Raw genomic sequence first — 15301 nt, forward strand, 5'->3', positions numbered from 1 at the left:
AATCTCTGGCATGGATCAGCTGTTCAACAAGCTTAGAAAATACGAAATAATGATCAGGAAGGTGGCCAACAACCATCTCCAAGGGGAATACCAATCTCTTTTCAAAGGATCTGGTCTTGAATTTGACGATTTGCGGCCATATCAGTACGGAGATGATATCAGGACCATCGAATGGAAAGTGTCTGCAAAAGGTCACGGGACCTTTGTGAAGACCTTCCGTGAAGAAAAAGAACAGTCCGTCTATTTTCTTTTGGATATCTCAGGCAGTCAGGACATCGGGCAGCAAGGAAATAAAAAAATTGATCAGGGAAAATTAATTGCAGGGGTATTGACACTCGCAGCTGTTTATGAAGGAAGCCAAATCGGACTGATTTCCTATTCAGATGAGCAGGAAAAGCTAATTCTCCCGGCCAAAGGCAGTAAGCAAGGGGTCAAGATCATCCGTGGAATATTTGACCATCAAAATAATAGTTTAAGGACAAACCTCCACGGGATGTTTACCTTTGCCCTGAATCTTATAAAGAAACGAAGCATCATCATCATCATTTCAGATTTCATAGATCAAGACTACGAGCGGCCTTTTCGAGCTTTGGCAGAACGTCATGACGTCGTGGCAATTCAACTTACCGACCCTAGAGAATCTGCCTTACCTTCACTTGGTATAATTCCAATCTATGATAAAGAGAAAGGAAAAACTACATGGGTAAATACGGCGTTCGGCAGTTTTTCAAAAAGAATATCCGAAACCTTTACCACCGAGCGAGAATATCTGAAGGATATCTGTAAAAAAAATCAGATCAATTATCTTGCGATGGATACCACTCAGGATATCGTAGGGCCACTTATCGACCTTTTTAAGTACCGAAACAAACGAATGAAACGTGGGTAGAATCGGTGTTTTTCTTCTATTTCTGGGCTTAAGTGTATCATCCTTTGCACAATCTGTGCAAGTGGATGGCTATTTCACTCAGGATTCAGCCAGGCTTGGCGAGCGTGTAGGTTTTGTATTAAAAGTCCGTCACCCCGAATCCGCTCAGTTGATCTTCCCGGATTCCACCTTTGATTTCTCTCCTTTAGTATTACTGGAAAAGAAAACTTTCATGTCTCAAACTCGAGAAGGTGAAACCTTGGATAGCGCGATTTACTATGTTTCCAATTTTTCTCTGGATCCCAGTATTTTTCTTTCCTTGCCTGTCTATGAATTGAGCAGATACGATAGCGTCACGTATTTCTCCACAGAAGCCGAACTGAAGCTAAAATTAGTGCTCGACTCAATCCCTGAACAGCCTGTTTTTCAGGAAAACAATGTCTATCAACCTATTGAAACCACTTTCAACTGGCTACTTGCTTCAGTAATTACAGCGGGAATACTTCTCCTACTTGGTGGACTTGCTTTACTTTTTGCGAAGCGAATCAAAGCCTTATTCCAGAAAAACCGCGAAAAACTCAGGTGGATTCAGTTTGAGCGTAAATGGAAAAAACTAACCGGATTACTGGCTCAAAATCCAGCTTTGGAATTGGCTGATGAGGTCGTTGGACTTTGGAAAGGATATCTTGAAAGCATTACTGATCTCCCTTTTCAAGAATGGACCTCAAGTGAAATAGCAGAGGCCCTCGACGATAAGGAAATATTCCAGGCACTTCGGTCAATCGATATGATCATTTATGCCGGTAAGGAGGCGAAAACAGGGGAAGCAACAAATTATTTATTGGAGGTGGCCAAAGCTAAGTATCAGGAAAAATTAAACCGAATCAGAAATGAGAAAGCAAGTCGCTGAGTTTTTTGATTGGTCATGGTTTCTTCCGGAGACCTTCAAAACCTATGAATGGGATAACCCCATCCTGTTGAATTTGCTTTGGATGATTCCACTCCTGATTCTCTTGCGAAAAGGCATCAAGTTTTTGAAAAATCCGGTTTTGGAACTTTCCCTCCCCAAACGAGTGGCCAGAGGTAATCCTTGGACCTATTTGCGACTCGTCCCTACCGGATTTTTCTTTTTGGCACTGTTGGGCATAGTCATCGCATTGGCACGCCCGCAGCGAAGCAATGAGCGGGTAGAGCAGTTTACCGAAGGAATAGATATTCTTTTGGTACTGGATATTTCTGAATCAATGGATTTGCAGGATTTTAGGCCCAATCGGCTTGAAGCAGCCAAAAGCACAGCTGTGGATTTTATAAATGGTCGATTCGGAGATCGAATTGGCATGGTGATATTCGCAGGAGAAGCCTATTCTTTGGCCCCATTGACCAATGATTACGAACTGTTGACAGCCTTAATTGCGGATATTTCCTTTGACATGATCGAGCCCAAGGGTACTGCCATTGGTTCTGCCATCGCAGCAGGGACCAATCGCCTGAAGGATAGCGAAACACCTTCAAAGGTGATGATTCTCCTTTCTGACGGGGAAAGTAATGCGGGCAATGTCGACCCCCTGTTTGCGGCCCAACTCGCCTCCGCTTTCAATATCAAGATCTACACTATTGCAGTAGGCAAAGACGGAATGGTCCCTTATGGAACCGATTTTTTTGGAAGGCCTCAGATGGTTGAGAGTTATCTTGACGAGACCACCCTTCGGGAAATCGCCAGAATCGGAAACGGAGAATTCTATAGGGCGGCTGACGGAAACACCCTTCAGCAGATTTTTGATCGAATTGACGTTTTGGAAAAAGCAGAGATTCAGGAAAATCGATACAAAGAGACTGTAGATTATTATCGGGTGTATCTCTTTTGGGCAATGCTGTTTTTCCTTATTTGGCTGGCTTTGAAGAGCACATTCATCAATAATTTCCTTTTGGATTAATCAGGAAATCCGCATTTCTTTCCATTTTTCTAAGCGGGGATTCATTAACGAAAACCAAAGTGGGGGAAAAAAAGCCACCAAGATCATTGCCGAGTATCCAGCCGGAAGCTGTGGGCTTTCGTCGTAGTGATTCAAGATCTGATACCGCTTGAATGCAAAAGCATGGTGGTCAGAATGCCTCTGAAGCTGAAATAAAAGAAAATTACTGACTCTTTGGCTGGCATTCCAAGAATGAAGCGGAGTCACTTTTTCGTAAAATCCAGTTTCCAGTTTTTTCCTTTCCATTCCATAATGTTCCAGATAATTCACCGCCTCCAACAAGGAAAAGGCAAGGAGACTTTGGGCAAAGAAGAATACGGGAACTTCCCATACCCATCTGTTCTGTAACATTGAAAAAACAAGAAATCCCAAACCTGCAAATGCAATTGGCAAAACCTGAAACCAGATCATTTGATTGCTCCAGGAAAAGAATGGACAGCCCTTTTTTGACAGTCGCTCTCGTTCTAATTCCCACGCACTGAGGTATCCATCTTTCACCGACCTGAGCCAAAACGAATAGAAATTCTCTCCAAAACGGCTCGTCGCAGGGTCCTCTGCGGTTGCCACCCGGACATGGTGTCCACGATTATGTTCTATAAAAAAGTGCATATAAGAAACCGTCATCAGCAAAATTTGTGCGTAAATCTGCTCGCTTTTTTCAGCTTTATGCCCCAATTCATGGGCAACCGTAATCCCGATCCCACCAGTGACCAAGGCCATACCGGAAGTAAAAGCCAACCACTCCCACCCTACAAAATCGGCTGTGCTCACCACATAAAACCCCCAAATCAAAACTGAAAGTTGTACATAGACCCAAATAAAGGTGACAAGTTTGTAAAAATAGGCCTTAGTCATGCGGCTTATCGCTTCCTTGGGAACATTTGAAGTATCGGTACTAATCACATAATCCATCAAGGGGACTAACACAAAAACAAACCCATGAATCAGCCAAAGATTGAACCCTCCCAGATAATATCCTGAGACTAGTAAAGCCGGCAGGATCAATGCGCTGAAGAAGCCAATTTTTTTTAAACCGCTGTACATAGAGCGAATGATTTGGTCAAAATTTAAAAAGAATCTTCTGGATTTTGATAATAAATTTTAGCTGAAGTGGCGGCTCAAAAAGCCTGATAAAAGTCAGGTTTAGATATTATTTAGGTCACTTTAAAGCCAAGAGCTTATGTACACCTTTGCTTAAAATACTGATCGATGGCATTGTCTCCTATACTTGTCCAAAAATATAATCGGCCTGTCCCAAGATATACTTCCTACCCCACAGTACCGCTTTGGGAGGAGGAGCTAAGTTCATCGGGGTGGGAAAATCTGGTGAGGAAAGCCTTCAAGATGACAGGGAGCAAGGAGGGGCTTTCGCTCTATATCCATTTGCCATTTTGCGAAAGCCTTTGTACTTATTGTGGATGTACTAAGCGAATCACAAAGAATCATGACGTCGAAGACCCATACCTCAAGGCTGTATTCAGAGAATGGTCGCATTATTTGGGCCTCTTTGAAGGCTTGCCAAAGATCGCGGGAATTCACTTGGGCGGAGGTACTCCAACTTTTTTTTCGGCACAAAATCTCAATTTTCTGATCTCAAAGATTTTAAAATCAGCCGAAGTTTTACCGGATCACGAATTCAGCTTTGAAGGACATCCAAACAACACAACTTTTGGTCATCTGCAGGAATTAGCTCGATTAGGATTTAAACGAGTGAGTTATGGGATTCAGGATTTTGATCTGACTGTTCAAAAAGCAATTCACAGAATTCAACCTTTTGAAAAAGTCAGGGAAGCAACTGAAAATGCCCGAAAAATCGGCTATACCTCGGTGAATTTCGATTTAATTTATGGATTACCGCACCAAACTTTGGAAACCCTAAAAGAAACCTTTGATCGGGTGTATGAATTAAAGCCTGATCGAATCGCCTTTTACAGCTATGCACATTTGCCATCCGCATTTCCAGCCCAAAAAAGCTTTGAAGACTTCCTTCCAAATGAGCGGGAAAAAAGAGCACTATATGATGCTGGAAAAGAAATGCTGATCGAAATGGGCTATGAAGAGGTGGGAATGGATCACTTCGCTTTGCCGGATGATCCACTTTGCATAGCAAAAAGAACAGGTAACCTGCACCGTAATTTTATGGGCTACACCACCTCTCCTTCAGAAATGCTGATTGGATTGGGATCAAGTAGTATCAGTGATATTGGATTGGGCTTTGCCCAAAATGAAAAAAACAGCTCATCCTATGAGCAAATTCTGAAGGAAAACAAACTCCCTATCATCAAGGGGCACATTCAAACAGAAGAAGATAAGGTTACCCGGAAATTGATACTGGATTTGATCTGCCAAGGAAAGGCTAATGTTCCTTTTTCAATTTGGGAGAAGTTACCGATCGAAAACATGCAATCCCTCTTTGAAATGGAGGAGGAGGGCTTGGTCAAGATAAATGAAGGCACTATTTCGGTTACAGCTGAAGGGATGGCAGTGGTAAGGAATATTTGTATGCAGTTTGATATGAGAATGATCGCTTCTAAAGCTCAAAAAGCCTCCTTCAGTAAGTCTATCTAATTAGTGACACATGGTAATCTCAACCTGCTGTGTCCCATAATCAAAAGTGGCCAGTTCAGGACTGAAACCTGGAATCCCGAGTCCAAGTCCGCGAAAGACCATTAATACTCCAATCAAAATCCCTAAATATGGGATAGCCTTTTGGACTTGCTGTCTACGGATCGCAGGTAAAAGACTTCCGGACACCATCAACCCAAGCAACATGGGAATAGTCCCAATACCAAAAAAGAACATGTAAGTGACTCCTAAAAGCGGACTTTGCATCCCCATCGCTACCACCAAAGCCATGTAAACCATCCCGCATGGCAAAAGCCCATTAACTATTCCTGTGGCAAAAAAAGCAAGCCTGCTTCCTGATTTGAGGTTACGGGCAAGGTGACTTTTGATCCAAGTGACTACACCCGAAAGTGCCGGAATTGTCAGAAATCGATCTGCTTTTTTATAACTAACAGAGAGCAAAACAACCAAAACCCCCATTGTGATTGAGACTCCTTGCTGCACTCCTGCCAAAGACAGGGAAAACCCTAAACTCCCAATAATCAAACCCAGAAAAGCGTAGGTCAAACTTCGACCCAAATTGTAAATGATTTTGTTCCAAAGGAAAGTCTGTGCCTTGTTTCCCCCGACAGCCAAGGCAATAGGGCCACACATTCCAATGCAATGAAATGATCCTAAAAACCCCAAAACCATAGCCGTCCAAAGCATCAGAGACTTATTTTCTTTTCCTGATAAAAGTCTGTGCCATTTTCAGTCCACGTCAATTGAACTTTCCAGTATCCCGATTTTAATTTATCAAGAGACACAGTAGTCTTTCCTTCTTCCTGAATGTCCAGAGAAATTTCCTGATCCAATCTGGCATCGGATGGTCGGAAAAGCTGCAAATTTCCCTTCGCTCCCACAGGAAGGTCCAAAACCATACTTTTTGATTGGGAATCAAAATGCAAAACTTCCCGATCCAATCCTGCAGCTGAAGTCTCTCGATCTATCTGATCCTGATATTTGATCTCCTTTTCGTAGTAATTCTCAGTGACAAGATGGATATCATCCTGCCTTACTGAAATGACTACCAAAGTCAAAATGAAGCCAACGAAGGCAATAATCGTCAATAGAATTCCTTTTCCCCAATCCATAGTTCCTGTTATTTTTTGACTCCTACCGGTGCCATAAAGTTTGTTTGAATCTCATCAAATTCCCGACCTTCATTAAAGAGCTGAAGCATCACCTTCTCCTGATGTATTTTTACCGAAGATTGATCCCTTACCAAGAAGAGCCTGCCCTCAAACTTTGTTTGAGGCTCCAAAACCCATTCCGTAGCCCCGACGATTTCAACCTTCATCCCCTCAGCCATTGCCTTAATTTCCACACGCTTCGGTTCAAAGGTTTTGTTGATCAAAGTGATATTATAAAGATTGGAAACCATACCAGCTTCCCGTTGCTGATAAGTCATTCCGGGAAAACGTGTTATCGTCCCCTCCAAATCCTCTCTGGTAGCAATGAGGGCAATAAATGCAGCCACTAATGCAAAAAGAACCACGGTATATCCTTTGACTCTACCGGTTAGCAATTTTTGAAAGCCATGTTTAATACTGTTTTCGGAAGCATAACGAATCAGTCCAACCGGTCTATCTACTTTGATCATCACCTCATCACATGCATCGATGCATGCCGTACAACTGACACATTCCATCTGGGTTCCATTTCGGATATCAATACCGGTAGGACAGACTTGAACACAAAGACCACAATCGATACAGTCACCCTTAGGCACTGGTGCCACTTCATTTTTCCGGATTGGAGTCCGTGGTTCTCCTCGCACATAATCATACAAGACATTAATACTGTTGTCATCTAAAAGAACACCCTGAAGACGGCCATAAGGACACACCACCAAGCAAGCCTGTTCCCTAAACCAGGAAAATACCAACATGAAAATTCCTGAAAATGCAACAAGTCCGATAAACCCGGCCATGTTTTCAGTGGGAGGTTTGGAAACAATTGCTTTCACCTGATCAATTCCAATCAAATATGCCATTACCAAATGCCCTATCATTAAGGATATCAAGGCGAAAACACTGATTTTCAGCCCCTTTTTTATTATTTTTTCTCCATTCCAAGGTGACTCATTTAAGGTTCGCTGCTGATTGGCATCCCCTTCAATCAGGTATTCGATTTTACGAAAAACCATCTCCATAAAAAGTGTTTGGGGGCATGCCCAACCGCACCAAACCCTTCCAAAGACCACGGTGAACAAAATCACGAACACAAAGAATATTAACAGTAGGAAGATCAAGAGATGCGTATCCTGCGGCCAAAACGCTGCTCCAAAGATGATGAACTTTCGTTCGAAAATATTGAAAAGCATGTATGGCCTGCCGTTAACTTGAATAAAGGGACCCGCAAACAAAATCGCCAATAAAACCCATGACAGATAGGCCCGATACCTATAAAAATAGCCGGAAACCTTTTTGGGATACACCCAATAACGCTTTCCGTCTTCTTTGACAGTGGCGAGTGCGTCCCTGAACCTTTCCGGGTTCAAATGTGGGTTTTGGTTCTTCTTAGCCATAGTTTAGGCAAAATACTGCCGAGAGAAAATCTCCCGGCAGTAATAAATTTACTCTATCGATGCGACAACTGTGCTGTCAGTCAAAGGTGCTTTCTCTTCAAAAGTTGGGACATATCGCTCGCCCTGAGGTTCTTTAGGAACAGCGGGTGAGGTGCCTTTCATTGCAAGAATATAAGAAGATACTTGCTGCATTTGCTCAGGACTCAGCTGATCTTGCCAAGGAATCATCCCTTTTTCTACGACACCATATTTGATAATTTTGAAAACATCAGCAATAGATCCACCATGAATCCAATACTCATCCGTGAGGTTTGGCCCAACACCACCACCACCGTCAGATGCATGACATGCTGCACAATTGGTGTCAAAAATGGTCTTTCCTGAGGCCAAGGCTGTCGCTGATTCATCAAATACTACCGTATTCTCATCAATCCCTGCTACCATATTGGCTTTTCGGACTTCAGCAGCAACTGCTTCGATACGCAACTCTTCCTCATATTCCTCTACTCCTGTAGGTCCAATTCCCAACACTGAATAGTTGACGAAATAAACAACCGCGAAAATAACCGTCCCCACAAATACGCCCTGAAGCCAGGGAGGCATGAAATTATCCAATTCAGTAATTCCATCGTAGGAGTGATCGTCCATTATTTTGGCTTTTTCTTCTTTGCCTCCGACTTCATCCACTTGTCCTGTCACAAAACGTTCCTTGAAGGAATCCCACCAAGAAGGCTGATTTGCCAAACTTGGATCTTCCTTGCGAAGCACTGCCGCTATGAAAGACATGAGATAAACCATCAAAATCAACAAGAGAACGATAACGCCTAGTACAATCCCTAAAATCACCAAAAGCGTCAGTTGACCAGAATCCATGGCTTGTAATTTGGTATACCAATTTGATTCTTCAGCTTGTGCCCAGACTGGAAAAGTCGTAAGCCCCAAAATTGCGAGTAATGAAAATAGCTTCTTCATGGCTGATTGATGGTTGATTCTTGGTCTTCAAAAGGGAGAGATTCCATGTGTTTAATATGGTCTTTGGGTGTTCTCACCACCCAGATAAACATCCCCACAAAAAACAGCAAGAAGATGATCAATGAAATGATCGGATAGATCGCTATGTTGTCGATTGATCTAAGAATTTCTTTATACATGGCTTCAATGGTTATTGGTTGGATGCGGAGGATTGTTTGATATCTGTACCCATTCGCTGTAGATAAGCTATCAAGGCGACAATTTCAGTATTCGGCCCTACCTCGACACCTGCCTCTTTAAGGTTGGCCACCACTTTGGCTGCTTGGGCATCGTAATCAGCAGTCGCATCCTGATCAAATCCTTCGGGATAAGGAACGCCCAGTTTTTGAAGGGTTCTGATTTTTGCAGGTAAATCCGAATTATCCAGTTCATTGGTAGCCATCCAAGGATAAGGAGGCATCAAAGAACCAGGGGACATTGATCTCGGATCAATCATGTGGTAATAATGCCAGCTGTCAGGATACTTTCCGCCAATTCGATGAAGGTCCGGGCCGGTCCGCTTGGATCCCCACAGGAAAGGACGGTCGTAGACGAATTCACCGGCTTTGGAGTATTCTCCGTATCGTTCGGTCTCTGATCTGAAAGGTCGGATCATCTGAGAGTGGCAGCCCACGCAACCGTTGGCTATATAAAGGTCCCTTCCCTCCAATTCGAGTGGTGTGTAAGGTTTTACTGCACTGATTGTCGGCACATTGGATTTAATCAAAATCGTTGGAATGATTTCAATGGCACCACCAATGGCAATTGCGATTGTAGCCAAAATGGTAAAGAATACTGGCTTTCTTTCCCATGCTCTGTGCCAGAACTCTCCACTTGGATTATAAGCTTTAGCCAAGGCGGGTGCTTGATCTTCTTCTGTTTCTTGGAAAACTCCCTGCTTCGCGGTCTTCCACATATTGTACATCATCACAATGGCACCAATTAAGTAAAGTACTCCACCAAAAGCACGAAGTATATACATCGGCACAATTTGGATCACAGTTTCCAAGAAGTTAGGGTAGGCCAATCGTCCAGCTTCATTGAATTCTTTCAGCATCAAAAATTGAGTCAAGCCTGAAACATAAAGCGGAAGTGCGTAGAAAATAATCCCCAGTGTACCGAGCCAAAAGTGCGTATTCGCAAGTTTTGTAGAGTACAAAGTCGTTTTGAAAAGTCTTGGCCACATCCAATACAGCATTCCAAAAGTCAGGAAGCCATTCCAGCCAAGTCCACCAATGTGCACGTGCCCTACTATCCAATCTGTGTAGTGGGCTATAGCATTCACATTTTTAAGTGACAACATCGGCCCTTCAAAAGTGGCCATACCATAAGCTGTAATAGCTACCACCAAAAATTTCAAAACGGGTTCGGTTCTAACTTTGTCCCAAGCTCCTCTTAATGTCAAAAGTCCATTGACCATACCACCCCAAGAAGGAGCAATAAGCATCACTGAAAATACTGTACCCAATACCTGGGCCCACTCTGGCAACGCTGTGTAAAGCAAATGGTGAGGACCCGCCCACATGTAGAGGAAGATCAGCGACCAAAAGTGGACAATTGATAACTTATATGAATAAACCGGTCGATTCGCAGCTTTTGGCAAGAAGTAATACATCAATCCCAAAAATGGAGTCGTAAGAAAGAATGCGACAGCATTGTGTCCATACCACCACTGTACCAGAGCATCCTGCACACCAGCATAGCCGGAGTAACTCTTCATAAATGAAACTGGCAGCTCGAAGGAGTTGAAAATGTGCAATACTGCGACTGTAATAAAAGAAGCTAGGTAAAACCAAATCGCAACATACATGTGTCGCTCACGACGCTTGATCAGCGTACCGATCATATTCGCTCCGAATGCTACCCAAACAATGGCAATTGCGATATCAATAGGCCACTCCAACTCCGCATATTCTTTGGAAGTAGTCAAACCCAAAGGCAGTGTAATGGCAGCGGCGACAATAATCAATTGCCAGCCCCAAAAATGGAACCAACTTAGCATTGAGTTCCACATTGGTGTTTTGAGCAGCCTTGGCATGGAATAATAAATCCCCGCGAAAATTGCGTTTCCCACAAAAGCGAAGATGACTGCATTGGTATGCAGCGGGCGAATCCTTCCAAATGTAGTGTAGGGATTACCCAAATTGGCCTCAGGAAGGAAAAGCTGGGTGGCGGCGAGTAGCCCCACTAACATACCAACTAGACCCCAGATAATCGTAGCGGCACTGAAGTACTTGACAATTTTATTGTCATAGTGGAACCGTTCCAAAGTAGAATCATTCATAGGACTTGGTTTTTTTTGGTTGATCTTTTTTTGATTTTTTAGGCTGATTTTCAAATAAAATTCGGATAGAAGGAGTGTAACTATCGTCAAACTGCCCGTCTTTCATTGCTCTGAAAAAGAGGAATAAAAACGTGACAGCGAGGATGAGGCTTATTGCAATTAGGATAAAAATGACTTCCATATTAGCGATAGTTTAGGTGAAGGAGACCCTTGCGAACCCCCATGAAATTGGTAGCCAATGTCGTAAAGACCACCACTGAAATACTGCTCAGAGGCATTAGAATAGCGCAGAGAACAGGGCTGAGTAGTCCCTGAACGGCAAGACTGATCCCCAGAATATTATATAAAAAGCTCAGTCCAAAACTGGCTTTGATTATCAATCGGCTATTTCGGGCAAAGGCAAGGAAATTTGGAATTCTGTCAAAAGATTCTGCATCGAGTATTGCATCGCTTGCAGGAGAAAAATGACTGACGCGGTCTGTAATTGCTATCCCTACCTGACTTTCTTGAAGTGCCCCCGCATCATTGAGCCCATCTCCTATCATCAATGTGTTCTTCCCCTTGATATTGAGTGCTTTTAGATAGTTAAGTTTGTCTGTAGGACTTTGCTCAAAGTTGAACTTAAGCTCATGTGAAAGTTGATGGGCCAAAGACTCCCTTTCATGTGCATGATCCCCCGAAAGCACATGGAGTTCATAGATCTCTGCCAGTCCTTTTACCACCTTAGATGCGCCATTTCTCAACCCGGACTGAATATGAAAATAGCCCAAGTTGACTCCTTCCACATTAAGGAAAACATGATTTCCGCCTTCTGAAAAATGATCGCCCTTCACACCGGTGAAGATTTTCGATCCCAGACGGAATTCTTGGTTTTTGTAAACAGCTAAAAATCCGGCCCCTTTCAATTCCTGAACTTTTTCCAAATGAACCGGATGAATTTTGCCTAAAAAAAGATTAATTCTATTACTAAGCGGATGTGTAGATCGAGCTACCATTGCTTTGATAATTGACTTGGTTTCAGATGAGAGTGGCTCCCCAAAATATTCAATAGAAGCATTTGCAGGATCAGTCAAGGTTCCCGTTTTGTCAAAGACAACAGTATCCAAAAGGGCAAGTCTTTCGACTACGGCTGCATTTTTAAGGTAAAATTTCCCTTTACCGAATATTCTCAGGGTATTGCCCAAGGTAAATGGAGTCGACATGGAAAGTGCGCAGGGGCAGGCTATAATTAGGACGGTGGTAAAGGCTTTCACCGCAATAGAAAGATCCTTGCCCATCCAGAAAACAAATGCAACAAGCGCAATACTGAGCACTGTCCAGGTAAAGACTCCGCTGATTCGATTTGCCAAAGGCTCCAAAAGACGTTTGTTGGACTTCCCAAAAGATTCATTATTCCACAAATCCGTAAGGTAGCCCTGAGAGGGCAATTTCTGAATAGTCAACAAAATGGGTTCACCTTTTTGTCTTCCACCTGCGTAAATCAACTGCCCTTTCCCCTTAGGAATCGGTACTTCTTCCCCTGTCACAAAGCTGTAATCGATATCAGCTTGACCACTCAATAACAGAGCATCCGCAGGGATCAATTCTTCATCCCGGACCAAAACGACATCCCCTACCTGAAGCTTAAAAAGTGGAATCACTTCTTCTCGATCTTGTATAAGGCGAGTTACAGCGATTGGAAAATAGGATTTATAATCACGGTCAAATTCAAGCGTAGCAAAAGTCTTTTGCTGGTAAACTTTACCTAACAATAGAAAGAAAAGCAAACCCCCAAGGCTGTCCATGTATCCGGCATTTCCCTGAACAAAAATCTCCCAAAGGGAATAAAGAAAAAAGGCAATAATTCCCAATACTATGGGGACATCCATGTTGATTTTACGCTGACGGACAGCGTTCCAAGCAGACGTGTAGTAATCACTTGCTGAATAAAATACAATCGGAAGCGAAAGGACTACATTGAGGTAATCAAATAGTCTTTTAAACCCTTCGCCAAGCAGTTCTGCTTCAGAAAAATACTCAGGCATACTGAATAGCATCATATTTCCAAAGCAAAAACCTGCCACTCCCAGTTTGGTCAGAGTCTTGCGATCCACAGGATTTTTGGACTTATGATCTAAGTCCGAAAGATTAATTTTAGGTTCATATCCCAGAGTAGAAAGGAGACTTACTACCTCTTTTAAACTGATTTGATCATGAAGAAACTTGACCTGAACTTTCTTTTTAATAAAATCAACTCGGCTACTAAATATAGATTTATTGATTTGGAATAAATTTTCCAAAAGCCATATACAAGATGCACAGTGAATTAAAGGGATATAAAAAGTAATATGACTTTCTAAGTCGTTTTTGAAATCCAATAATTTCTGTCCAACGTCTAAATCATCTAAGTAGTCAAATCTATTTTTTAAACTGGAATTATCTTTTTGACTCTTTCCAGGATTTGCTTCAAGTTCATAATATTCGCAGAGATCGTTTTGAGACAAAACTTCATACACCAGTTTACATCCCTGACAGCAGAATTTTTTATCTTCAACTGAAATGAATTCCTGCTCACAGCTCTCTCCACAATGGTAGCATTTGAATTGGATTTCTGAAGGTAATACTGGATGCATTCTGAAATATTTTTATAAAATTACCCTGACCCTGATTGAAAAAACATGACTAAAATCATTGAAAGCCATGACTTACACCGAAAGATAAAAGGATAGCTTATTACTCCAAATTTTTCCTTGGTAGAAATGAAAAAGTACTTTGGCTAATTCTGCCTGGTAATTTTTGGTCGTCACAAGGAGTGTACAATCATTCTTAACTCCATAAGACCAAAAATCTCCAATCCTGGAAAAGTTGAATTTTATAAAACTGGTTTCCTTAGTATTGGAAGTGACTAATTGAATAATTTCGCGTTCTTCCCGAATTTTGGATTTGGGAATAAAATTGGGTGATATGATAGTAGCTTTACTTTCCTTGATCAAATCCCCAAAGAGATCGATGAATTTCCGAATCAATTCCACAGAGTTTGGTGATCCATCAAAATGAAACAATAAATGCTCTGTTGAAAAATCAGGAACGGAAAGCATAACAGGAATTGCACATACTTCATTCCCCAAGGGCCGAGGATAATCTTTATCATGCAACCATTCAAGCGTTTTGAATAAGTCTAAGGCAAACAGCGTTGGATCACCTTCTTGCCTATAAATCCCGAGTTCAGGAATTGACGGGGCAAAAGACGGAGGTAATTTTTCATAGAAAAATTCCTTTACAATTTCCTCAGGCAAACCAAATCTCAGGGCTTGTGGTGATTTTAGTTCCATGGGTTGTATTTATACCCAAAGCTAAATTTTGATTCTTCAGCGTTGCCTGACTTATGTGGTTAAGAATTATGATAAAAATCAGGATTTTAAATTTCAAAGATTCCGGAAAATAGTTTATTGCCGTCTCCACTAGAAAAGCTAGCATTAAGTAAACCAAAAAAACTAAATCCAGATACAATCAATTGTCACCAAATTCTTTTGAATAATATGAAGGAAATTGATTAAAGCAGAGCGCGTTAAGCATCCCTAAACCAAGAAGTGGACCGGATCAAGCTTGGATGAGTTTGACGTGATGCGAGCGATCTAAATTCTGGCAGGCTTGTATTTCTGTTTCGCTCCTGCTTCTTCCCTTCAAAACATGGAGGGTTTAAACGCAAAAAAGCCTCCGGATTTCTCCAAAGGCTTTTGAATAATGTGGCGGCGACCTACTCTCCCGGGTGTAACCCCAGTACCATCGGCGCTGCAGGGCTTAACTTCTCTGTTCGGGATGGGAAGAGGTGGGACCCCTGCGCTAGGCCGCCTAAATTGGAAGACTTCAGTAGCTCGTATCAAGTATCAAGATCTCTCTTCTCTTGTCTAACTTCTTTTCGTCTAATGTCTTATGTCTTTAACATATTTGGTAGAAACTGTAACAAACGTAGCGTAAGTTTTTGGGCAATTAGTACTGCTCAGCTATGCCATCACTGACTTTACACCTGCAGCCTATCAACGTCATCGTCT

Annotated in this window: 14 protein-coding genes and 1 rRNA gene; 4 read left to right on the forward strand and 11 right to left on the reverse strand. The window is 42.3% G+C overall.

The window, feature by feature from the left end:
- Positions 1-10 precede the first annotated feature (10 nt).
- The 3 genes from BLQ81_RS12800 to BLQ81_RS12810 are packed head-to-tail and all read left to right on the forward strand — an operon-like array spanning position 11 to position 2802.
- A complete protein-coding gene (locus tag BLQ81_RS12800) occupies positions 11-889 on the forward strand; it encodes a DUF58 domain-containing protein (RefSeq protein ID WP_092730603.1) in 879 nt (292 codons plus the stop codon).
- Complete coding sequence (locus tag BLQ81_RS12805; protein ID WP_092730605.1) at positions 882-1778, forward strand: hypothetical protein; 897 nt, start codon at positions 882-884, stop codon at positions 1776-1778. Before BLQ81_RS12800 ends, BLQ81_RS12805 begins: the two co-directional genes overlap by 8 nt.
- Complete coding sequence (locus BLQ81_RS12810) at positions 1759-2802, forward strand: vWA domain-containing protein (RefSeq protein ID WP_092730607.1); 1044 nt, start codon at positions 1759-1761, stop codon at positions 2800-2802. The genes BLQ81_RS12805 and BLQ81_RS12810 overlap by 20 nt, the downstream gene beginning before the upstream one ends.
- Here BLQ81_RS12810 and BLQ81_RS12815 read toward each other — a convergent pair whose 3' ends face one another.
- Entirely contained in the window at positions 2803-3885 is a 1083-nt protein-coding gene (locus BLQ81_RS12815) for an alkane 1-monooxygenase (RefSeq protein ID WP_092730609.1), read from the reverse strand.
- A 165-nt stretch (positions 3886-4050) separates the two neighbouring features.
- On the opposite strand from BLQ81_RS12815, the gene hemN reads away from it, so the two are divergent.
- On the forward strand, positions 4051-5409 hold the full coding sequence (gene hemN / locus BLQ81_RS12820) for an oxygen-independent coproporphyrinogen III oxidase (RefSeq protein ID WP_092730611.1): 1359 nt from the start codon (positions 4051-4053) through the stop codon (positions 5407-5409).
- On the opposite strand, the gene BLQ81_RS12825 is transcribed toward hemN, so the two are convergent.
- The 10 genes from BLQ81_RS12825 to rrf form a co-directional block, all read right to left on the reverse strand.
- Positions 5410-6114: a sulfite exporter TauE/SafE family protein gene (locus tag BLQ81_RS12825; protein ID WP_092730613.1), complete on the reverse strand. Its 705-nt coding sequence runs from the start codon at positions 6112-6114 to the stop codon at positions 5410-5412.
- Positions 6114-6539 carry a FixH family protein gene (locus tag BLQ81_RS12830; RefSeq protein WP_092730615.1) on the reverse strand — a complete coding sequence of 142 codons (426 nt, stop codon included), beginning with the start codon at positions 6537-6539 and terminating at the stop codon, positions 6114-6116. Before BLQ81_RS12830 ends, BLQ81_RS12825 begins: the two co-directional genes overlap by 1 nt.
- 8 nt (positions 6540-6547) lie before the next feature.
- Positions 6548-7975, reverse strand: coding sequence for a cytochrome c oxidase accessory protein CcoG (ccoG, locus tag BLQ81_RS12835; protein ID WP_092730617.1), 1428 nt, complete (start codon positions 7973-7975; stop codon positions 6548-6550).
- 48 nt (positions 7976-8023) lie between these two features.
- Entirely contained in the window at positions 8024-8947 is a 924-nt protein-coding gene (locus tag BLQ81_RS12840) for a cbb3-type cytochrome c oxidase N-terminal domain-containing protein (protein ID WP_092730619.1), read from the reverse strand.
- Positions 8944-9126, reverse strand: a complete 183-nt coding sequence (locus BLQ81_RS12845) for a CcoQ/FixQ family Cbb3-type cytochrome c oxidase assembly chaperone (protein WP_092730621.1) — start codon at positions 9124-9126, stop codon at positions 8944-8946. Before BLQ81_RS12845 ends, BLQ81_RS12840 begins: the two co-directional genes overlap by 4 nt.
- An 11-nt stretch (positions 9127-9137) precedes the next feature.
- Positions 9138-11270, reverse strand: coding sequence for a cytochrome-c oxidase, cbb3-type subunit I (ccoN, locus tag BLQ81_RS12850; RefSeq protein WP_092730623.1), 2133 nt, complete (start codon positions 11268-11270; stop codon positions 9138-9140).
- Positions 11263-11451, reverse strand: coding sequence for a cbb3-type cytochrome oxidase assembly protein CcoS (gene ccoS, locus BLQ81_RS12855; protein WP_092730625.1), 189 nt, complete (start codon positions 11449-11451; stop codon positions 11263-11265). The genes ccoN and ccoS overlap by 8 nt, the downstream gene beginning before the upstream one ends.
- A gap of 1 nt (position 11452) precedes the next feature.
- Positions 11453-13882 (reverse strand): heavy metal translocating P-type ATPase, encoded by a 2430-nt coding sequence (locus BLQ81_RS12860; RefSeq protein ID WP_092730627.1) that lies wholly within the window; start codon positions 13880-13882, stop codon positions 11453-11455.
- A 72-nt stretch (positions 13883-13954) separates the two neighbouring features.
- Positions 13955-14581: a hypothetical protein gene (locus BLQ81_RS12865; protein ID WP_092730629.1), complete on the reverse strand. Its 627-nt coding sequence runs from the start codon at positions 14579-14581 to the stop codon at positions 13955-13957.
- A gap of 412 nt (positions 14582-14993) precedes the next feature.
- Positions 14994-15105 (reverse strand): 5S ribosomal RNA (gene rrf / locus BLQ81_RS12870).
- Positions 15106-15301 lie beyond the last annotated feature (196 nt).

The sequence above is a fragment of the Algoriphagus alkaliphilus genome (genome assembly GCF_900103735.1).
Lineage (GTDB): Bacteria > Bacteroidota > Bacteroidia > Cytophagales > Cyclobacteriaceae > Algoriphagus > Algoriphagus alkaliphilus.